Origin of the sequence: Erwinia sp. JUb26, from assembly GCF_003751505.1 — a bacterium.
Classification (GTDB): Bacteria; Pseudomonadota; Gammaproteobacteria; order Enterobacterales; family Enterobacteriaceae; genus Erwinia.
Genome location: NZ_RJVB01000003.1, coordinates 1 through 20,793, shown reverse-complemented (window position 1 = coordinate 20,793; position 20,793 = coordinate 1). Strand labels below are relative to the sequence as shown.

20 protein-coding genes and 1 tRNA gene are annotated in these 20,793 nt (G+C 57.3%); 11 read left to right on the top strand and 10 right to left on the bottom strand.

Annotated features, from left to right (window positions below; genetic code table 11):
* Positions 1-233 precede the first annotated feature (233 nt).
* The gene (locus EC836_RS08895) at positions 234-710 is read left to right on the top strand and encodes a kinase inhibitor (RefSeq protein WP_123332206.1); all 477 of its coding nucleotides are present in this window, start codon (positions 234-236) and stop codon (positions 708-710) included.
* 149 nt (positions 711-859) lie between these two features.
* On the opposite strand, the gene pgl is transcribed toward EC836_RS08895, so the two are convergent.
* Positions 860-1,846 carry a 6-phosphogluconolactonase gene (pgl, locus tag EC836_RS08890; RefSeq protein ID WP_123332204.1) on the bottom strand — a complete coding sequence of 329 codons (987 nt, stop codon included), beginning with the start codon at positions 1,844-1,846 and terminating at the stop codon, positions 860-862.
* Between the two features lie 113 nt (positions 1,847-1,959).
* On the opposite strand from pgl, the gene EC836_RS08885 reads away from it, so the two are divergent.
* Complete coding sequence (locus EC836_RS08885) at positions 1,960-2,778, top strand: pyridoxal phosphatase (RefSeq protein WP_123332202.1); 819 nt, start codon at positions 1,960-1,962, stop codon at positions 2,776-2,778.
* Here the strand turns inward: EC836_RS08885 and modC are convergent, their stop codons facing one another.
* The 4 genes from modC to EC836_RS08865 form a co-directional block, all read right to left on the bottom strand.
* Positions 2,779-3,837, bottom strand: coding sequence for a molybdenum ABC transporter ATP-binding protein ModC (modC, locus tag EC836_RS08880; protein ID WP_123332200.1), 1,059 nt, complete (start codon positions 3,835-3,837; stop codon positions 2,779-2,781).
* Positions 3,831-4,526: a molybdate ABC transporter permease subunit gene (modB, locus tag EC836_RS08875; protein ID WP_123332198.1), complete on the bottom strand. Its 696-nt coding sequence runs from the start codon at positions 4,524-4,526 to the stop codon at positions 3,831-3,833. The genes modC and modB overlap by 7 nt, the downstream gene beginning before the upstream one ends.
* The gene (gene modA / locus EC836_RS08870; protein WP_123332196.1) at positions 4,526-5,299 is read right to left on the bottom strand and encodes a molybdate ABC transporter substrate-binding protein; all 774 of its coding nucleotides are present in this window, start codon (positions 5,297-5,299) and stop codon (positions 4,526-4,528) included. The genes modB and modA overlap by 1 nt, the downstream gene beginning before the upstream one ends.
* Before the next feature lie 167 nt (positions 5,300-5,466).
* Entirely contained in the window at positions 5,467-5,619 is a 153-nt protein-coding gene (locus EC836_RS08865; protein WP_123332194.1) for an AcrZ family multidrug efflux pump-associated protein, read from the bottom strand.
* A gap of 154 nt (positions 5,620-5,773) precedes the next feature.
* Here EC836_RS08865 and modE point away from each other — a divergent pair, with 154 nt between their 5' ends.
* From modE to gpmA, 6 genes are all read left to right on the top strand, one after another.
* Positions 5,774-6,553: a molybdenum-dependent transcriptional regulator gene (modE, locus tag EC836_RS08860; protein ID WP_123332192.1), complete on the top strand. Its 780-nt coding sequence runs from the start codon at positions 5,774-5,776 to the stop codon at positions 6,551-6,553.
* 74 nt (positions 6,554-6,627) lie between these two features.
* Complete coding sequence (gene modF, locus EC836_RS08855) at positions 6,628-8,094, top strand: molybdate ABC transporter ATP-binding protein ModF (RefSeq protein ID WP_123332190.1); 1,467 nt, start codon at positions 6,628-6,630, stop codon at positions 8,092-8,094.
* Positions 8,095-8,558: 464 nt separating this feature from the next.
* On the top strand, positions 8,559-9,605 hold the full coding sequence (gene galT, locus EC836_RS08850) for a galactose-1-phosphate uridylyltransferase (protein WP_123332188.1): 1,047 nt from the start codon (positions 8,559-8,561) through the stop codon (positions 9,603-9,605).
* Positions 9,606-9,607: 2 nt separating this feature from the next.
* Positions 9,608-10,756, top strand: a complete 1,149-nt coding sequence (gene galK / locus EC836_RS08845) for a galactokinase (RefSeq protein WP_123332186.1) — start codon at positions 9,608-9,610, stop codon at positions 10,754-10,756.
* Complete coding sequence (gene galM / locus EC836_RS08840; protein WP_123332184.1) at positions 10,750-11,778, top strand: galactose-1-epimerase; 1,029 nt, start codon at positions 10,750-10,752, stop codon at positions 11,776-11,778. Before galK ends, galM begins: the two co-directional genes overlap by 7 nt.
* Before the next feature lie 156 nt (positions 11,779-11,934).
* Positions 11,935-12,687 carry a 2,3-diphosphoglycerate-dependent phosphoglycerate mutase gene (gpmA, locus tag EC836_RS08835; protein ID WP_012441996.1) on the top strand — a complete coding sequence of 251 codons (753 nt, stop codon included), beginning with the start codon at positions 11,935-11,937 and terminating at the stop codon, positions 12,685-12,687.
* A gap of 1,027 nt (positions 12,688-13,714) precedes the next feature.
* On the opposite strand, the gene aroG is transcribed toward gpmA, so the two are convergent.
* Positions 13,715-14,767 carry a 3-deoxy-7-phosphoheptulonate synthase AroG gene (gene aroG, locus EC836_RS08830; protein ID WP_123332183.1) on the bottom strand — a complete coding sequence of 351 codons (1,053 nt, stop codon included), beginning with the start codon at positions 14,765-14,767 and terminating at the stop codon, positions 13,715-13,717.
* Between the two features lie 286 nt (positions 14,768-15,053).
* On the opposite strand from aroG, the gene EC836_RS08825 reads away from it, so the two are divergent.
* Together EC836_RS08825 and zitB are read left to right on the top strand one after the other, a co-directional pair.
* Positions 15,054-15,380, top strand: a complete 327-nt coding sequence (locus EC836_RS08825) for a YbgS-like family protein (protein ID WP_199735099.1) — start codon at positions 15,054-15,056, stop codon at positions 15,378-15,380.
* Positions 15,381-15,564: 184 nt separating this feature from the next.
* Positions 15,565-16,497: a CDF family zinc transporter ZitB gene (zitB, locus tag EC836_RS08820; RefSeq protein ID WP_123332179.1), complete on the top strand. Its 933-nt coding sequence runs from the start codon at positions 15,565-15,567 to the stop codon at positions 16,495-16,497.
* Between the two features lie 59 nt (positions 16,498-16,556).
* Here zitB and pnuC read toward each other — a convergent pair whose 3' ends face one another.
* The 3 genes from pnuC to EC836_RS08805 form a co-directional block, all read right to left on the bottom strand.
* A complete protein-coding gene (gene pnuC / locus EC836_RS08815) occupies positions 16,557-17,258 on the bottom strand; it encodes a nicotinamide riboside transporter PnuC (RefSeq protein WP_123332178.1) in 702 nt (233 codons plus the stop codon).
* Positions 17,259-17,286: 28 nt separating this feature from the next.
* On the bottom strand, positions 17,287-18,348 hold the full coding sequence (nadA, locus tag EC836_RS08810) for a quinolinate synthase NadA (protein ID WP_123332177.1): 1,062 nt from the start codon (positions 18,346-18,348) through the stop codon (positions 17,287-17,289).
* A gap of 159 nt (positions 18,349-18,507) precedes the next feature.
* On the bottom strand, positions 18,508-19,014 hold the full coding sequence (locus tag EC836_RS08805) for a methylated-DNA--[protein]-cysteine S-methyltransferase (protein WP_123332176.1): 507 nt from the start codon (positions 19,012-19,014) through the stop codon (positions 18,508-18,510).
* Positions 19,015-19,181: 167 nt separating this feature from the next.
* Between EC836_RS08805 and EC836_RS08800 the strand changes: the two genes are divergently transcribed.
* Positions 19,182-20,633, top strand: a complete 1,452-nt coding sequence (locus EC836_RS08800; RefSeq protein WP_123332175.1) for a DNA-3-methyladenine glycosylase 2 — start codon at positions 19,182-19,184, stop codon at positions 20,631-20,633.
* Between the two features lie 65 nt (positions 20,634-20,698).
* Here EC836_RS08800 and EC836_RS08795 read toward each other — a convergent pair.
* A tRNA-Lys gene (locus EC836_RS08795) sits at positions 20,699-20,774 on the bottom strand.
* Between the last annotated feature and the right edge of the window lie 19 nt (positions 20,775-20,793).

The following is a 20,793-nucleotide window of genomic DNA, read 5'->3' as shown; positions in this document are numbered from 1 at the left end:
ATCCCGGTATGCGTTGCAGTAAATGAGCCCAGGTAAAGATATCTCGACAACGCGGCTTCATCGCTTCATGGCTTCATGGCTTATAAAGATGAAGCCATGAGCCACGAATACTTCACTGATGAACGCGGCGGCATGTGATACCTTTTCGGCGTTGGCTGCGCAGGCAGCCGGGATGACCTTTGCCGCCGCAGAGCGGCTGAAAATGGCTGATATCTTCACTGACAGGAGAAGGAATGAAACTGTTTAGCACGAGTTTTAACGATGGCGATAAGCTGCCGGAGCGCCAGGTACTGAATGCCATGGGTTATCAGGGTGAAAATCTGTCGCCGCATCTGGCGTGGGATGAGGTTCCGGCCGGAACGAAAAGCTTTGTGGTGACCTGCTACGATCCCGATGCGCCAACCGGCTCCGGCTGGTGGCACTGGGTGGTAGCCAACCTGCCTGCGGATACCCGTGAACTGCCGGAAGGTGCAGGCTCCGGCGTGGCCGAACTGCCTGCAGGGTCGCTGCAAACCCGAACCGACTTCGGCAGCGCTGGCTACGGCGGCGCGGCGCCACCGAAAGGTGAACACCACCGCTATATTTTCACCGTGCATGCCCTGGACGTGGAAAAGCTGGATGTGGACGAGAACGCCAGTGCGGCGATGGTTGGCTTTAACGTACATTTTCATACGCTGGGCAGCGCGGCGATTACCGCCATTTACGCCTGATTTAAGCTCGGGAATAGCTATCGCGCAGGCTTTGATTCTGCGGGATAGCAAGATTTCAACCCCACGCTGCCATGGCTTAAATCTGGCCGCCGTCGCACATAAAAAAAGGCAATCCCCGGATTGCCTTTTTCGTTCCCGTCAGCGGGCTATCAGAGCGCGCTGATGGTGACCCACATCGGTCCCTGGCCGACCGCATAGCGCGCCAGTTCCTGCAGCAGACCGTTATCCGCGGCGATTTTGTACACCGCGATATGGTGCGATTTCTGACCTGCCGCGATCAGATACTGCCCGGTGCTGTCGATATTAAAGCCGCGCGGCTGGGTTTCCGTCTGCTGGTAGCCTTCAATCGACAGCGTTGCGCCGTCGTTGCTGATGCTGAACACGGTGATCACGCTGGCGGTGCGATCGCAGCTGTACAGGAAGCGGCCATCCGGAGTGATGTGAATGTCGGCCGCCCAGCGCGTGTCGCTGAAGCCTTCCGGCATCATATCCAGGCTTTGCACTTTCTCGACTTTTTCACCCAATGCCCAGACGTCGACGCTGCTGTCCAGTTCATTCACGCAGTAGGCAAACTTCTGGTTCGGATGGAACACCATATGGCGCGGACCGGCACCGGCGGTGGTCTTCACCTCAGCCTGCGCGCGCGGAGTCAGCTCGCCGTTCTGCGCCAGTTCAAACAGCGCGATACGATCCTGCTTCAGCGCCGGAACAAACAGCGTCCGGTTACTGAAATCGATGTTTGCCGAGTGGCAGCCGTCCAGGCCCTTAACAACCTGTGCAGGTTCGCCCGGCAGGCCGTTATCGCCAATCGGGCTGACGCTGACGCAGGCATCGTTATACGAGCCAACGAAGATAAAGCGCCCTTCGCGATCGGTGGAGATATGGGTCGGACTGCCCGGCAGCGATGCGTGCCCCGCTTCTTTCAGTTTGCCTTCACTATCAATTTTATACGCCAGCACGCGGAAATCCGGACGTGCGCCCACGTACAGGAACGCTTTGTCCGGGCTGACCACCATCGGCTGAACCTGGCCCGGCGCATCGACAACCTGCAACAGCGTCAGCGCGCCATCCTCATTCAGCTGCCAGGCGTGGATCTGCTGGCTCTCAGGGCTGGCGGTATAAACAACGTGTTTCATGAATGCTCCTTGTTAAGTCTTCGGGGTCGTAATCATTGATTGCGTTCGTCGGTTTTGTGGCCGGCGTCACAGGGTGTACACTCTTTTACTCACATTTAGTCACGGAAACGCATATGAGCTATCGCATCATCGCCCTTGATCTGGACGGCACGCTTTTAACGCCGAATAAAACCATTCTTCCCGAGTCACTGGAAGCGCTGGCTAAAGCGCGCCAGGCCGGGGTAAAAGTGTTGATCGTCACCGGTCGCCATCATGTTGCTATCCATCCTTTTTATCAGGCACTGGCGCTGGATACACCTGCAATCTGCTGTAACGGCACCTATTTGTATGATTACCAGGCGAAAAAAGTCTTACATTCCGATCCGCTGCCAAAAGATCAGGCGCAGCGCGTGATTGAAATGCTCGACGCCGCCGCAATCCACGGCCTGCTGTATGTGGATGATGCCATGCTGTATCAGGCCGAAACCGGCCACGTGACCCGCACCATTAACTGGGGTCTGACCCTGCCTGAATCCCAGCGTCCGACGTTCCTGCATGTTGACAGCCTGGCCGGTGCGGCGCAGAGCGCACAGTCGATCTGGAAGTTTGCCGTTTCTCACCAGGACACGGCGGAACTGCAGCGCTTCGCGCAGAAGGTTGAGGATGAACTCGGCCTTGCCTGCGAGTGGTCGTGGCACGATCAGGTCGATATTGCGAAAGCGGGTAACAGCAAAGGCAAACGTCTGGCCGAATGGGTGGCCGCAGAGGGCTATCAGATGAGCGACGTGCTGGCCTTTGGCGACAACTACAACGACCTGAGCATGCTGGAAACCGTGGGCCTGGGCGTGGCGATGGGTAACGCCGATGAAGCGATTAAAGCTCGCGCCGGACGCGTGATCGGCACCAACCTTGAGCCGGGCATTGCCGAAACCATTTACCGCGAAATTCTGTAATCAGGGCGTGATCGACACGCTTTTGATCTGCGCATAAAGCGGCATATCCGGTTTAATCTTCAGTTCATCGCGAGCCCAGGGCGTAATACGCGCCCAAAGCTCGCTGTCCCCAACCTGCAGCTTCACTTCCACCTGATTCTCGATCTCCAGCAGCTCCACCACCCGCGCCGGAATAACGTTGCGGATGCTGCTGTTGAGCGGCGGGTCCAGCACCAGCGACACGTCCGCCGCGTTAATACGAATGCGCATCGGCGTATTTAACGGCGCGGCAACGCGGCTGACCCAGATGCGCTCCTCGCCCAGCGACAGCGCGGTCATTTCATAGTGCGGATGCTGCTCCCGCACCTGCACACGCAGCACGCTGCTCTGCTCGGCGCGCGGTAGCCAGGGCCGCATGGCGCTGCTGGCCCAGACGGCTTCCAGCGGGCCGTTGGCGATGACCGAACCTTTTTCCAGCACCAGCACGTTTTCGGCCAGGTGCAGCAGTTCATCCAGGCTGTGACTAACGTAAAGCATCGGGATATCGACCTCTTTTGCCAGCTTTTGCAGATAGGGCAGCAGTTCGCGCTTGCGCGGCAAATCCAACGAAGCCAGCGGCTCATCCATCAGCATGATTTCCGGTGCGGTCAGCAGCGCGCGCCCGATAGCCACGCGCTGTTTTTCACCGCCGGAAAGCGTCCACGGAAAGCGCGACAGCAGCGGCTCAATCCCCAGCAGCTGCACCAGACTGTCGAACTGCGGGCGCAGGCTTTTTGCCATGCCGTATTCCAGGTTGCCGCGCACCCGGTAGTGCGGGAACAGACGCGCGTCCTGGAAAACATAGCCCACGCGGCGTTTTTCCGGCGGCAGCCAGATACCTTTTGCGGTATCGCTGAGCACCCGACTATTCAGCACGATGCGCCCCTGCTGCGGCACCGTCAGCCCGCCGATGGCGTTGATCAGCGAGGTTTTACCCGCGCCGGAAACGCCAAACACGGCGGTAATCCCCTTACCCGGCAGACTGGTTTGCACCTTAAGCAGGCAGTCGCCCAGCTGCTGGCTGAAATCGAGTTCTAACATGAAAGACCTAAACGCTTACGACCCCAGCGGGTCAGCCATTCGGAGACGAGCAGAGAACACAGCGCCAGCACGATGGCAATGACGCACAGCCTGGCGGCGGCGCCTTCTGCCCCCGGGGTTTCGATCAGCGTGTACATCGCGGACGGCAGCGTACGCGTTTCACCCGGGATATTGGAAACGAAGGTGATGGTGGCACCAAACTCGCCCAGCGAACGGGCAAACGCCAGCACCGTACCGACAATAATTCCCGGCAGGGTCAGCGGCAGCGTGATGGTCAGAAACACCCGCCAGCGCCCGGCACCCAGCGTGCGGGCGGCCTGCTCCAGCCGCGTGTCGACCGCTTCCAGCGCCAGGCGAATGGCGCGGACCATCAGTGGGAAGGCGATCACCGCAGAAGCCAGCGCGGCACCGCGCCAGCTGAAGGCAAAGCTGAAGCCAAACCAGTCGTAGAGGTATTCACCAATAACCCCGCGTCGCCCAAAGCCCAACAGCAGCAGATACCCCACCACCACCGGCGGCAGTACCAGCGGCAGGTGGATAATACTGTCGAGCAGCGTTTTACCTGGGAACTGACGGCGCACCAGCAGCCACGCCATCAGGATCCCGAACGGCAGGCTACAGACTACTGCCACCACCGAGACTTTCAGGCTGAGCGCCACCGCCTGCCATTCGGGATCGCTGAGAAACATCATGACTTCGGTGCGAATCCATACTGTTTGAAGATCGCCGCAGCCTGCGGTCCTTTCAGGTAGTCATAAAAGGCGCTGACGCTGGCGTTTTTATGATCTTTCACGATGGCCACCGGATATTCTACCGGCTTGTGGCTGTCTTCCGGGAAGGTGCCGACCACAGCGACTTTCTTGCTGGCAACCGCATCCGATCCGTAAACGATGCCGTACGGGGTTTCATCACGCTCGACCAGCGCCAGCGCAGCACGGACGCTGTTACTGCGCGCCATCACCGGCGACAGCTGATCCCAGGCACCCAGTTTTTCCAACGCTTCTTTGGCGTAGATTCCTGCCGGAACGTGATCCGGATCGCCCACCGCCAGGCGCTGCCCGTTCAGCAGGCTTTTCCAGTCGGTCGTTTTGCTGATATCCACTTTATGCGCTTTGGCAGAGGCCGGGGCCACCAGCACCAGATCGTTACCCAACAGCGTAAAACGGCTGGATTCATCAATGGTTTTCTTCTCTGCGGCATAGTCCATCCACTGCTGGTCGGCAGAGATAAACAGATCGGCCGGTGCGCCCTGCTCAATCTGACGAGCCAGCGTTGAGGATGAGGCAAACGAGGAAACGATTTTGACATCTTTCCCCTTCTCATACTGGCTGGCGATATCCTGCAGGGCATTAGTCAGCGAGGCCGCGGCGAAAACGGTAATGTTATCCGCCGCCACCGCGTGGCCGCTGATGCTCAGGGTGACGACCGCCGCGGTCAGCCAGGTGTTCATTTTTACAGACATGCACTTCTCCAGAGAGGTTCGTTATGTAGGCATTAATATAACGACAGCGCGACCGAACGTCACAGAAAATCGATGAAGAGAAACAGAAGATTATTTGAGGTCAATTTCACAAAAGCGGATAGCGGGAAAACAAACGCCCGGTGAACCGGGCGTGAGGGGAAAACATGTTACTGGTGGTGTTTAACCGGGCGGTCACGGTGCCCGATTTTAGAAATGACGTTAAAGACTTCACCCAATCCATAAATCAGACCAAGGATAATCGCCATCACAACCGGGACCATCAGGATAGCTACAGCCAGGCCTTTCAGTAATTCCAGCATGGAAGCCTCATTTCGCTGAACAAAAAAGTTATTGTAACGACAGAACACAGGATTGCACTGACCTTTTGTGCTTTCGTGCTGAATTTATTCCCCACGCATTCCCTTCCCCTGCTGCTACAATCCGCCGTTGTGATGATAAAAGAGGGAGAGCGAAATGCAGGCCGAAATTGCCCTGATTCTGAAGTTACAGCAGCGGCTTTTCGCTGACCCACGCCGCATTGAACTGTTGCGCCAGGTGAAAGAAAGCGGCTCGATCAGCCAGGGCGCTAAGCTGGCGGGGATCAGCTATAAAAGCGCCTGGGATGCGATTAACGAGATGAACCAGCTGGCCGACAGGACGCTGGTTGAGCGCGCCACAGGCGGCAAAGGCGGCGGCGGTGCCATCGTTACCGCCTACGGCGAGCGCCTGATCCAACTGTATGCACTGCTGGAACAGATTCAGCAGAAGGCGTTTGACGTTTTACAGGACGATGCACCACTCGGCAGCCTGCTGGGCGCGATTGCCCGCTTTTCGCTACAAACCAGCGCGCGCAATCAGCTGTATGGCACCGTTGTCAGCCGCGATAACCTGCCGGTGCAGCAGCACGTTACGGTAGAGCTGGCCGACGGCACCACGCAAATCAAGGTCGCGCTGACCGAGCAAAGCGCCAACCGCCTGCAGCTGGCCGCAGGGAAAGAGGTGCTGGTGCTGATTAAAGCGCCGTGGGTGAGTATTACCCAGGAAAGCGTCAACGCGGATAATCTGCTGGCGGGCCACATCAGCCAGATCGAACAGGGTGAAAGCCGCAGCGAAGTGCTGGTGACGCTTGGCAGCGGTGAAACGCTCTGCGCCACCGTCGAAAATCCGCTTATCGCCCAGCAAAAACTGCAGCCGGGTTCGGCCGTGACAGCATATTTTAATGCCGATCGCGTCATCATCGCGACGCTGCTCTGAATCATCGGGCGGTATTTGACATTGGAAGGCGGGAAGCCCCTAATAACCGTGTGATGCATAAAATGGAATGAATAATGTCAATGTTGCAAATTACGCAAGGCATCTTTCGCCTGAGCGATACCCGAACGCTGAACCTTAACGATTTAACGCTAAACGCCGGCGAAAGCTGGGCGTTTGTCGGAGCCAACGGCAGCGGTAAATCGTCACTGGCCCGCGCGCTTTCCGGCGAACTGCCGGCCTCAAAAGGCCAGGCGGTTAGCGAATTCAGGCACCCCGTGCGCCTGTCGCTGGAGCAATTGCAGAAACTGGTTGCCGAAGAATGGCAGCGCAATAACACCGATCTGCTCAGCCCCGGTGAAGAAGATACCGGCCGCACGGCGGCGGAAATTATTCAGGATGAAGTCCGTGACCCGGCGCGATGCCAGCAGCTGGCGGAGAAATTTGGTATTACCTACCTGCTCGATCGCCGCTTCAAATACCTTTCCACCGGGGAAACGCGTAAAACCCTGCTGTGCCAGGCGCTGATGGCACAGCCCGACCTGCTGATCCTCGATGAACCGTTTGACGGGCTGGATGTGGCTTCGCGCGCTAATCTCGCCAGCGTGCTGGGGGAACTGCAGCGGCCTGATTTCACCCTGGTGCTGGTGCTGAACCGCTTTGATGATATCCCCGACTTTATTCAGCAGGTGGGCGTGCTGGCGGAGTGCCATCTCAGCCATACCGGCCCGCGCAGGGCAATTCTTGCCGAGGCGCTGGTCGCCCAGCTGGTGCACAGCGAAAAGCTGGACGGCATGACGCTGCCGGAACCCGACGACGCGGAGGCCATTCCACAGCTGGCCGCCGATGCCCCGCTGATCGTGCTGCGTGACGGCGTGGTTTCGTACAACGATCGCCCTATCCTGCATCATCTCGACTGGCAGGTCGATCGCCACCAGCACTGGCAGATCGTTGGCCCGAACGGCGCCGGTAAATCGACGCTGCTCAGCCTGATCACCGGCGATCATCCGCAGGGCTACAGCAACGATCTGACGCTGTTTGGCCGCCGTCGCGGCAGCGGTGAAACCATCTGGGATATCAAGCAGCACATCGGCTACGTCAGCAGCAGCCTGCATCTGGATTACCGCGTCAGCAGCAGCGTGCGCAATGTGATTATCTCCGGCTATTTTGACTCGATTGGCATTTACCAGGCCGTCTCCGATCGTCAGCAGTCGCTGGCGAAGCAGTGGCTGCATCTGCTGGGGATGGAAAAACAGGGCGATACGCCATTCCACGATCTCTCCTGGGGCCAGCAGCGGTTGGTGCTGATTGCCCGTGCGCTGGTCAAGCACCCGGCGCTGCTGATTCTCGATGAGCCGCTGCAGGGCCTGGATCCGATTAACCGCCTGCTGGTGCGCCGCTTTGTCGACGTTTTGATTGGTGAAGGCCGCACCCAGTTGCTGTTTGTCTCTCACCATGCCGAAGACGCCCCGCAGTGCATTACCGATCGCCTGAGCTTTATTGCCGACGGCGATGTCTACGGCTATCTGCAGGAAACGCTGTAGTTCCTTCGCAGGGCAGATCCTTTGGTGGATCCGCCCTGCTCCTGTTAGCCTGATTATCGCGACTTTCCCCGAGCTCCAGCCCCTCAATCAATACCTGATAAGTCTGCTTGCCCCACTACCGCCTCTCCCTCTACCTCATACACGCGGGGAGATTTCTCCATTGCCTGGAAGTTTTTCACTTCTGTTTCTCACTTAGTGGTTATCCAATCACACGCCTACTTTTTCACTACGTTGCCAAGTGACACACCTGTCGGGCATTTTATGAATGCGTAGTGTAATCGCTACCACTATTTAACTGCCGCCGGCTTACAGAACCGCGTACATCCTTTATTCTAAGGCACCTTAACGTTTTTAAAGTTTGTGTAAACGATTCCATTTTTTCCATTTCGATCACGCTTTCCTGATCGGGTCTGTGCTATTTTTTTAGCAGATCTGACGCAGACAGAAGGTTATCAGGACTTAACATGCAAAAATTTAATCCGGTGGATCATCCACATCGTCGTTACAATCCGCTGTCCGATCAGTGGATTCTGGTTTCCCCGCATCGTGCCAAGCGACCGTGGCAGGGCGCGCAGGAAACGCCATCGCAGGAGAAGCTGCCCGCGCACGACCCCGACTGTTTTCTCTGCCCGGGCAACACCCGCGTAACCGGGGATAAAAATCCCGACTACACCAGCACCTATGTCTTTACCAACGACTTTGCGGCGCTGATGACCGATACGCCGGATGCACCGGAAAGCGATGACCTGCTGATGCGCTGTGAAAGCGCCCGCGGCACCAGCCGGGTGATCTGTTTTTCCCCCGATCACAGCAAAACCCTTCCGGAACTGACGCTGGACGGGCTGGTTGATGTGGTGAAAACCTGGCAGGAGCAAACCGCCGAGCTGGGTCAAAGCTATCCCTGGGTGCAGGTTTTTGAGAATAAAGGCGCGGCGATGGGCTGCTCTAACCCGCATCCGCATGGACAGGTGTGGGCCAACAGCTTCCTGCCGAATGAAGCGAAGCGTGAAGACGATCTGCAGCGTGCCTGGTATGCCAAAAACGGCTCACCGATGCTGGTCGATTACTGCGCACGCGAGCTGCAGGACGGCAGCCGCACGGTGGTGGAAACCGAGCACTGGCTGGCCGTGGTGCCCTGGTGGGCGGCGTGGCCGTTTGAAATCCTGCTGCTGCCGAAAGCCAGCGTGAAGCGCCTGACCGACCTCAGCGACGCACAGCGCGACGATCTGGCGCTGGCAATCAAAAAGCTGACCAGCCGCTACGACAACCTGTTCCAGTGCTCTTTTCCCTATTCGATGGGCTGGCACGGCGCGCCGTTTAACGGCGAAGAAAATGAACACTGGCAGCTGCACGCACACTTCTATCCCCCGCTGCTGCGTTCAGCAACGGTGCGCAAATTTATGGTCGGCTACGAAATGCTGGCTGAAACTCAACGTGATTTAACGCCGGAACAGGCAGCCGAACGTCTGCGTGCCGTCAGCGATATCCATTTCCGCGAAACCGGAGCATAACCATGACTTTACAGACCACTACCCAGCAGATTTTTAACGACACTTTTGGCTATGCGGCAACCGATACTATCCAGGCACCCGGCCGGGTGAATCTGATTGGCGAGCACACCGACTATAACGACGGTTTCGTGCTGCCCTGCGCGATTGATTATCAGACGGTCATCAGCTGTGCGAAACGCGATGACCGTCAGGTGCGGGTGGTTGCGGCCGATTACGACAGCCAGCAGGATATTTTCTCCCTGGACCAGCCGATTGTTTCCCACCCGGAATACATGTGGGCCAACTACGTGCGCGGCGTGGTGAAGCACCTGCAGCAGCGCCAGCCCGATTTCGGCGGCGCGGACCTGGTGATTAGCGGCAACGTTCCGCAGGGTGCGGGTTTAAGCTCCTCGGCCTCTCTGGAAGTCGCGGTGGGCACCGTTTTCAATCACCTTTACGGACTGGCGCTGGACGGTGCGGCGATTGCCGTCAACGGTCAGGAAGCAGAGAACCAGTTTGTCGGCTGCAACTGCGGCATTATGGATCAGCTGATTTCGGCGCTGGGCGAGAAAGATCACGCCATGCTGCTGGACTGCCGCACGCTCGGCACTCGTCCTGTTCCGATGCCGGAAGACATTGCCGTGGTAATTATCAACTCTAACTTCCGCCGCAGCCTGGTCGGCAGCGAATACAATACCCGCCGCCAGCAGTGCGAAGAGGGTGCGACCTTCTTCGGCCAGTCTTCCCTGCGTGACGTCACCCTGGCGCAGTTCAACGATCGCCAGAACGAGCTGGACCCGCTGGTGGCAAAACGCGTCCGCCACGTGCTGACGGAAAATGCCCGCACGCTGGAAGCCGCCGACGCACTGGCGAACGGCGACCTGACTCGAATGGCGGTGCTGATGGCGGAATCTCACGCCTCAATGCGTGATGACTTTGAAATCACCGTACCGGCCATCGACCAGCTGGTGGATATCGTTAAAGCCGCGCTGGGTGAGAGCGGCGGCGTGCGTATGACCGGCGGCGGCTTCGGCGGCTGCGTGGTAGCGTTGATGCCGCAGGATCGCGTAGCGGGCGTGAAGGCGGCCGTGGCGGAGCAGTACGAGGCGCAGTCCGGCATCAAAGAGACGTTTTACGTTTGCAAAGCTTCAGAAGGAGCCGGCCCATGCTAAAACCTGATTCTCACGCCCCGGACGGACAGCCGTGGCGCATCACCACCCTGCGCAACGGCAACGGCATGGTCGCGACGTTTATGGACTGGGGCGCAACGTGGCTTTCCGCACGCGTGCCGATGCGCGACGGCAGCGTGCGTGAAGCGCTGCTGGGCTGTGCAACACCTTCCGACTACCTGCATCAGTCTGCCTATCTTGGCGCGACGGTGGGCCGCTATGCAAACCGCATCGCCCACTCGCGGCTGATGCTGAACGGCGAGACGATCGAACTGAGCGCCAATCAGGGTCAGCATCAGCTGCACGGCGGCCCGGAAGGTTTTAGCCACCGCCGCTGGCAGATCGTCTGCCAGAGCGAAAGCGAGGTGGAATATCGTCTTGATTCCCCGGACGGCGATCAGGGCTTCCCCGGTGAGCTGATCGTCTCGCTGCGCTATCATCTGGATGAAGACAACACCCTGTCCATCAGCTACCAGGCGACGGTGGACAAACCCTGCCCGGTGAATCTGACCAATCACGCCTACTTCAATCTGGATGCGGAACACGGCGATGCACGCCAGCATCGCCTGCTGCTGAACGCCGATTACTATCTGCCGGTGGACGATGAAGGGATCCCTTCTGCACCGTTGAATGCGGTAGAGGGAACCGGCTTCGATTTCCGCCAGGCCAAAAGCATCGCGCAGGATTTTCTGAAAGATGCCGATCAGCAGAAGGTGAAAGGCTACGATCACGCCTACCTGTTAAATGACTCGCCAGAACCTGCCGCCGAGCTGTGGTCTGCCGACGGCAAGCTGCAGCTTAAAGTGTTTACCACCGCTCCGGCGTTGCAGCTTTACAGCGGAAATTACCTGGAGGGCACCCCGGCGCGTGAACAGGGCGTCTATACTGCTTTCCAGGGTATTGCGCTGGAGAGCGAGTTCCTGCCCGACTCGCCTAATCACCCTGAGTGGCCGCAGCCGGACTGTTGGCTGGCGCCAGGTGAATCGTATCAGTCGGTCACGCGTTACCAGTTGATTGTAGTTTGATAAAGCGCATGAAAAACGCGCAACGCATGCGAGACGGGCTTACGCGCTGCGCAGATTTCAGCTATGGTAATGCACATTAAAATTGTCGCGCGCAGGCTCCGGCAGTTTACCGATTCCCATTATCATAGAAACGTAAAGTTATTAAGGAGTTAAGCTATGGCTGTAACTAAGCTGGTTCTGGTGCGTCACGGCGAAAGCCAGTGGAACAACGAAAACCGCTTTACCGGTTGGTACGACGTTGATCTGTCTGATAAAGGCCGCACCGAAGCTAAAGCAGCGGGTCAACTGCTGAAAAAAGAAGGCTTCACCTTCGATTTTGCTTACACCTCCGTGCTGAAACGTGCCATCCACACGCTGTGGAACATTCTGGACGAAGTGGATCAGGTTTGGCTGCCGGTTGAGAAATCATGGCGCCTGAACGAGCGTCACTACGGTGCGCTGCAGGGTCTGGATAAAGCTGAAACCGCGAACAAATACGGTGACGAGCAGGTTAAGCAGTGGCGTCGTGGTTTTGCGGTGACTCCACCGGAACTGGATCGTGCCGATGAGCGTTTCCCTGGCCACGACCCGCGCTATGCGTCACTGACCGCAGAGCAGCTGCCAACCACCGAGAGCCTGGCGCTGACTATCGATCGCGTTCTGCCTTACTGGAACGAATCTATTCTGCCACGCATGAAAAGCGGCGAGAAAGTGATCATCGCTGCTCACGGTAACTCACTGCGCGCGCTGGTGAAATACCTGGATAACATGAGCGAAGAAGAGATTCTGGAACTGAACATCCCAACCGGCGTGCCGTTGGTGTACGAGTTCGATGAAAACTTCAAGCCTATCAAGCACTACTATCTGGGTGATGCAGACGAGATCGCAGCGAAAGCCGCGGCCGTAGCAAACCAGGGTAAAGCGAAGTAATTTTCTGCCGAGAGGTAGGAGTTAGCTGAGTTGATAAAGCCGCCGTCGTTAAGATGGCGGTTTTTTTTGCGTGCGATTCTGTCGCTGATGGAGTGGTACCTGGTTCCCAGCCTCTGCCGGGGCTTCCGGTCGGTCCTCGCGTCACGCGCTGCGTGATGCCTTCGGTTTCAGCACCCGGCCGGTCGGACCGCCGAAGACGTGTCATCCCTGACCCGACTTCGCCTGACACCAACGTCCCTGTTGGCGTCTCCTGGCCTGCTGCTTTCACCTCAGCGCTGCGGATTGCCCTGCATCCCCGGCAGAGGCTGTGCACCTTCAGAGCATTTTATCGCGGCCCGGCAAACCGTTCAGGCTACTTCATAGGTATGCTTTCTTTTTCCTTGGTGAGCCTGCAAACGCGGGGGTAATGATGCAGAAATCCAGGCTTTGCGTGATGTCGGCACCCTGTTGGCGTCTCCTGGCCTGCTGTTTCCACCTCAGCGCTGCGGATTGCCCGGCATCCCCGACAGAGGCTGTGCACCTTCAGAACATTGTTATCGCTGCCCGGAAACCGTTCAGGCTGCGCTGTTTATCATGCAAGCTCAGCGAAAAAGCAGCAATAAGGCGGAAGGCGGAAGGCGGAAGGCGGAAGCAGAGTTTTGTAAATCCCTTTTAGCATGGATACAACCGAAGGCTACACCACCAATCTCCGCCTGATGGCATTAATGCACAAAACAGATGTTTTCTAATCTGAAGACAACTCCAGAGTCAGGGCGCGGACGGGTTGCTGCCCCGACGGGCAATCCGCAGCGCTGAACGGAAAGAGGAAGCCAGGATAAGCCCGCAGGACGCGGGCGAAAGGCTCGGTCGGCACACGGATGTGCCGTCTGAGCCGGTCCGAACGGCTGACGAACGACGTGAAGGCACCACGCAGCGCGTGGCGCGAGGACCACCAGCTGGGGCAGCAACCCGCCCGCGCAGGCACTATAGCCAAACGGTTAACTGGCAACGCTTGTCAGATCAGGCCCTGCCCACCGCTAATCGGACATTACCCGCGACGCGCTTTTACCGCGGCTGCCAGCTGGCGCAGCACGGTTTCGGTATCTTCCCAACCGATACAGCCGTCGGTCACGCTTTTACCGTAAACCAGCGGTTCGCCGCTCTCCAGACTCTGATTACCTTCCACCAGATGGCTCTCAATCATCACGCCAATGATTGCCCGCTCACCCGCAGCAATCTGCTCCGCCACATCGGTAGACACATCCAGCTGCTTTTTAAACTGCTTGCTGCTGTTAGCATGGCTGAAATCAACCATCACCTGTGCCGGCAGACCCGCCTTCTCCAGACCGCTCTTCACCGCGCTTACATGGTGTGCGCTGTAGTTTGGCTCTTTGCCGCCGCGCAGAATGATATGACAATCCTGATTGCCGCTGGTTTCTACAATCGCTGAATGACCGTATTTGGTCACCGACAGGAAGCAGTGCGATGCACCGGCGGCACCAATTGCATCGATGGCGACTTTAATCGTGCCGTCGGTGCCGTTTTTGAAGCCGACCGGGCAGGAAAGACCGGAAGAGAGCTCACGGTGTACCTGAGATTCCGTGGTGCGTGCGCCAATGGCGCCCCAGCTCATCAGATCGGCGACGTACTGCGGGGTGATCATATCAAGGAACTCACCGGCGGCAGGCAGGCCGCTGTCGTTGATATCCACCAGCAGCTTACGCGCGATGCGCAGACCATCGTTGATCTGGAAACTGCCGTCCATATGGGGATCGTTAATCAGCCCTTTCCAGCCAACCGTGGTGCGCGGCTTTTCAAAGTAGACGCGCATCACCACTTCCAGCGAATCGCTCAGCTCTTCGCGCAGCTTCAGCAGGCGCTCTGCATACTCCTTCGCCGCCGTCACATCGTGGATTGAACACGGACCGATCACCACCAGCAGGCGATCGTCCTGCTGCTGCAGGATCTGATGAATTGCCTGGCGGGCGCGGAATACTGTATCAGCAGCCTTATCCGTGGCAGGGAATTTTTCAAACAGAGCAACAGGAGGTAATAATTCTTTTATCTCTTTGATTCTTAAGTCATCGTTCTGATAATTCATAATAGTTCCAGGTTATTTCATTGCCGAACTGCACACCAGGCGCATCCGCTCCAATCTATCGCGAGTCCCCGACGCTGTAAATCGCCTTTCCCTGAAGTTTTTGCGGGTAAATTTGATTTTCTGCTCCTCTTTACTACAATTTTAAAGGTAAATATCTGCAAAAATGGAATTGGCACCATTAATGATTGCCAGTAGTTATCTTTATGGAGCTTTATTTCTTCACAGGATAATTTCTTTTCAAACCGTTTAGCAGGTTTGGTCAATACTCAGAACTCAATGGAGCACAATGATGAATAAGTTCGCCATTATCTTCCTCACAGCAGCAATGTCCCTGGGTAGTGCAACGGCGATGGCCGCAGATACCAGCAGCAATAACGGTGCGGCTAATGCTGCAGCAGATGCCGGGGCTAAAGCGCCAGATGCAAAACAGAATCTTCAGCCTAACAATGTCGACAACAGTAAAATTAACACCGGCGATTCCAGCGCTACGCATCAGGATATGAATGCCGAAGAAGTGCACAAGAATTCACAGTGTAAAGACGGCAAATGCCCGGATATCAGTAAGAAAGTGGGTGACGATGCCAACCACAAAACGGATGGCACGACGCAGTAACGGTACGTTGTCGCTCTAACACCGGGGCCGGGACAGGCCCCGGTATTTCATCCCGCCCGGCAGCTGCCTGCTGAGAATTGATGGCTAAGTCATCAAACAGATGAGTACAGACAGCAAAATACAATTGTTGCACTGGATCCATTAATATACTGGATCAAGCTTCTGTTAACTCAACCGGATACCTATGGCACACAGTCATTCAGCTGCGGATGGAAACCGCTCCCGCCTGCTGGCGGCCTTCCTTGTTACCGCAATCTACATGGTCGCTGAAGTCATCGGCGGCCTGCTTTCCGGCTCGCTGGCCCTGCTGGCCGACGCCGGACACATGCTCACCGATGCCGCCGCGCTGCTGGTTGCGCTGATGGCAGTTCAGTTCGCCCAACGCCGCCCTGACAAACGCCATACGTTCGGTATGTTACGCCTGACGACCCTCGCCGCCTTCGTCAACGCCCTCGCCCTGCTGGTGATTACCGTGCTGATCGTCTGGGAAGCCATTCAACGCTTTACCCATCCTCAGCCCGTTGCGGGCGGCATGATGCTGGTGATTGCCGTCGGCGGGTTGCTGGCCAACGTTCTCTCTTTCTGGCTGCTGCATCGCGGCAGCGGTGAAAAGAATCTCAACGTGCGGGCGGCAGCTTTGCACGTGCTGGGGGATTTGCTGGGGTCAGTGGGTGCCATCGCGGCGGCGCTGATTATTATGTTTACCGGCTGGACGCCGATTGACCCCATTCTTTCGGTACTGGTTTCACTGCTGGTGCTGCGCAGCGGCTGGATGCTGATTAAAGAGAGCACCCACGAACTGCTGGAAGGCGCACCGCAGCATATTGATACCGACAAGCTGCAGCGATCGCTGACGCTGAATATTCCCGAGGTGCGCAACGTGCATCACATTCATCTGTGGCAGGTGGGGGAAAAACCGGTGATCACGCTGCATGTCCAGGTGATACCGCCGCGCGATCATGATGCGCTGCTGCAGCGGATCCATCATTACCTGCATGACAATTACCAAATCGAGCACGCAACGGTGCAAATGGAGTATCAGTGCTGCGAGGGCGATGACTGCGACCTGCACTGGATCCAGGGCGATAATCACAGCCACCACGGCCATCATCACTAAGCGGTGTTATCACTGCGGCAGGCGGTAATTATCGCCCGCCTGCCGCGCCGTGATGAAGGTTAAGCGCGCTGGCGCGCACTTTTAATCCACAGCCAGGAACCGTTCAGGGCAATTACGGTCAGGATGACATATTCCAACGCCATGGCATAAACCCCCTGGCGGGCAAAAATCATCACGCTGATGATGTTGATCACCACCCACAGCAGCCAGTTCTCCACGTATTTCCGCGTCATCAGGATCATTGCAGCAATCGACAGCACCATCATGCAGGAATCCCAGAACGGGAAGGCATCCGGCTGGAGCTCAGGCATCACCACGTTTAGTCCCAGCCCCTGCATCAGGGCCACCGACGTGCGCGTCAGGAAGGCGAACACCGGGTCGATATAGACCGTCATCAGCGCAATCGCCACCACGCAGACGGCAGCCCAGCCAAGCGCCTTTGGCAGCGGCATCCAGCGAATTTTCAGCGCCTGTTGATTATCGCTGGTCTGGCGGCTCCAGGCGTACCAGCCGTAAATATTGGCCACAAAGAAAAACAGCTGGAGTAGCAGGCTGGCGTAAAGTTGGATCTGGAAAAAGATGGCGGCGAACAGCGTGACGTTAAGCAGTCCAAACGTGTAGTTAACGATCTTCTCGAGGCTTGCCAGCCAGATGCACAACAGGCCCGCCAGGGTGCCAATCGCCTCGATCCACGAGAGGTCGTAGCCGCCGCTGCCGAGAGGAATATGAACCAGAATATTCGAGGTACTGAAGAAATCCATATAGCAACCTTATCCTGAAGAGCGTTGGTCAGGCGTTACCCTTAACCTTAAGTTTGAGTTGTGCTGCAAAGGTTAGCATACGATTGAGCGGTATCAATGCACCCTTCCGCAGCGCCTCGTCAACGTGTATCTCGTGGGCACTGCCGCCCTGCTCCAGACCGTCGGCAATCGCTTTCAGACCGTTCATCGCCATCCACGGACAGTGCGCACAGCTGCGGCAGGTTGCGCCCTCGCCCGCCGTAGGGGCTTCCAGCAGTTCTTTATCCGGGCAGGCCTGCTGCATTTTGTAGAAGATGCCGCGATCGGTGGCGACGATCATTTTCTTATGCGGCATGGTCTGCGCGGCCTGAATCAGCTGGCTGGTCGATCCTACTGCATCGGCTAAATCGACGATCGCCTGCGGCGACTCGGGATGCACCAGCACGGCGGCTTCCGGGTAAAGCGCCTTCATTTGCTGTAGCGCCTGGGTTTTGAATTCGTCGTGGACGATACAGGCTCCCTGCCAGCACAGCACGTCCGCCCCGCTTTTGCGCGTGACGTACTGGCCCAGATGGCGATCCGGTGCCCAGATGATTTTTTCCCCGAGGCTGTCGAGATGTTCAATCAGCTCAACGGCGATGCTGGAGGTAACCACCCAGTCAGCGCGGGCCTTAACGGCGGCGGAGGTATTCGCGTAAACCACTACCGTACGATCCGGGTGCGCATCGCAGAAACGGCTGAATTCATCAATCGGGCAGCCGAGATCCAGCGAGCACTCGGCCTGTAGCGTCGGCATCAGGATGGTTTTTTCCGGGCTGAGGATTTTGGCGGTTTCACCCATAAAACGCACGCCGGCAACCAGCAGGGTTGAGGCCGGATGCTGGCTGCCGAATCGAGCCATTTCCAGCGAGTCGGAAATACACCCGCCGGTCTCTTCCGCCAGTGACTGGATTTCCGGATCGGTGTAATAGTGGGCAACCATCACCGCATCCCGCTCTTTTAGCAGGCGTTTAATCTTCTCGCGGTAAAACTGCTTCTCGTCGATGGACAGTTTTGCCGGTTTGGGCGGAAACGGGTAAATGGCGTCTTCAGGATTAAACATCAGGCTCATATTGCAACTCTCGTTTTTTCAACTTAACCGAAACGGCCCTGGAACCCGGTCCGGCGCCAACTCTTCGGCTGGTTTGTTTTATATGCTAAACACGATAGCTGAAATATAAAGCAATGTCGCTGAGTTTTTAATTTTCACCCCAGGATGTGATGGCGATCGTTAAAGCGCCTCTTTCGGCCATAGCTGACCGCCCCCCTCAATGCGCAGCAGGAAAGCTTTGGTCTGTAGCCCACCGGCAAAACCGGTCAGTTTGCCATTGGTGCCGATCACCCGGTGGCACGGTGCAATAATGGAGAGCGGATTGCGTCCGTTGGCGGCTCCCACCGCACGCACCGCCGTCGGATTGCCAATCTGGCGTGCAATTTCGCCGTAGCTGCGGGTTTCGCCATAGGGAATGGTAACCAGCGCCGCCCAGACCTGCTTCTGAAACGCCGTGCCCACAAATTCCAGAGTGAGGGCAAATTCCCGCCGCTTGCCGGAGAAGTATTCCCACAGCTGGCGTTCCGCTTCCTGCAGGATGGGGTTGTCTGGCCGTTCAACCTGCGGTAGAAAGCGCACGCGTTTCGGGTCGTCATTTTCCCACAGCACGGCAACCAGCCCACGTTCAGAGGCGACCAGCTTCAACTCGCCGACCGGCGACGGCATCATTTTGAAGTCATAACTCATGTGTTGCTTCCTCCATGTCTCAGTTCTCGGATGATTATCCGCTTTTTGTATAGCGGTACTAGCCGTTTTCGGACACAGGCATAAAATAGTGTGATGTCCGAATATGGCCAGCCAGCTGCCAGCTCAGGGGCTAACCTGAGCCGATCGCTGTATAACAGGAGCCACTTATGATCGACCGGGACTCAGCTTACCTTGCCCTCACCTCTCGCGATTCGCGATTTGACGGCGTATTTTTTGTTGGCGTCACGTCGACGGGGATTTACTGCCGCCCGATCTGTCCGGTGAAAGCGCCACAGGCAGCCAACTGCCTGTTTTTTTCTAACGCGGAAGCAGCAGAAAAATCGGGCTTTCGACCCTGCCTGCGCTGCCGCCCTGAGCTGGCACCCGGTAATGCGCCGGTTGATCATGGCCAACGGGTGGCGGAGCGGCTGATGCAGCAGATTGATGAAGGGCTGATCGAACAGGTTGAAAGCCTTGAGGAGATCGCCGCCCGTTTCGATCTCAGCCTGCGTCAGCTGCGGCGCATCGTGCAGAAAGAGCTCGGCGTTTCGCCGCAGGAGCTTCGCCAGACCCGTCGCCTGCTGCTGGCAAAGCAGCTGCTTACCGAAACGCGCCTGCCGGTTACCGAAATTGCCTTTGCCAGCGGTTTCTCCAGTCTGCGGCGCTTTAATGACGCCTTCAGCACGCAGTACCGCATGCCGCCGAGCCGCCTGAGAAAAGAGGGTACGGAGAAAGAAAGTGAAATGATTAACAGCGATACTTCGGTGCTTCAGCTTGCTTATCGTCCGCCGTACGACTGGCAGGCAATGCTGGATTTTCTGCGTATCCGTGCCCTGCTGGGCGTGGAGTATGTCGATGCTGAGAGCTACAGCCGTACGGTTAGGCTGGGGCAGCACTGCGGCTGGATTCAGGTTCGTCAGAAGGCCGCGAAAAATAGGCTGCAGGTGGAGTTCAGCCATTCGCTCACGCCCGTGCTGCCCGCCCTGCTCCGCCGCCTGAGGAATCTGTTTGACCTCAGTGCGCGACCGGATTTGATTGCTGCGCATCTGGGGGAGGATCCCCTGCTGCAACCTTCTTTACTGGCTTATCCGGGCCTGCGAGTACCCGGAGCTTTTGATGGTTTCGAGATGGCTGTACGTGCGATCCTCGGTCAGCAAATTACCGTCAAAGCCGCTGCCACGCTGGGTGGGCGCTTTGCGAATGCGTTCGGTGAACCATTTGACTGCGCGCTGCCGCAGCTGACGCATCTGTCGCCGCTGGCGGACCGTGTTGCACAATGCAGTATTGATGATATCGCCAGCCTTGGGATCGTCAGCGCCCGTACCCGTTGTATTCTGGCGCTGGCCGCAGCCTGCTCGCAGGGCACATTGCTGCTGGATGCGGTAAGCCAGCCCGATAAAACCGTCTCGCAGCTGCTGGCGCTGCCGGGAATTGGCGACTGGACCGCGCAGTATCTCGCTATGCGTGCGCTACGCTGGCCTGACGCGTTTCCTGCGGGCGATATCGTGGTACGTAACAATCTGGGAAGGATTGATGCGAAAGAGGCGGAGAAGCGCTCTCAGGCGTGGCGTCCGTGGCGGAGCTACGCGGTGATGCATATCTGGAAGAGTTTGGGGTAATCCGCTGCGAACCCCGACCGAATCGCTAATAGCAAAAAGGCGCCTTTAGGGCGCCTTCTTAACACTGGTGGGTCGTGCAGGATTCGAACCTGCGACCAATTGATTAAAAGTCAACTGCTCTACCAACTGAGCTAACGACCCGATATGGTGGGTGATGACG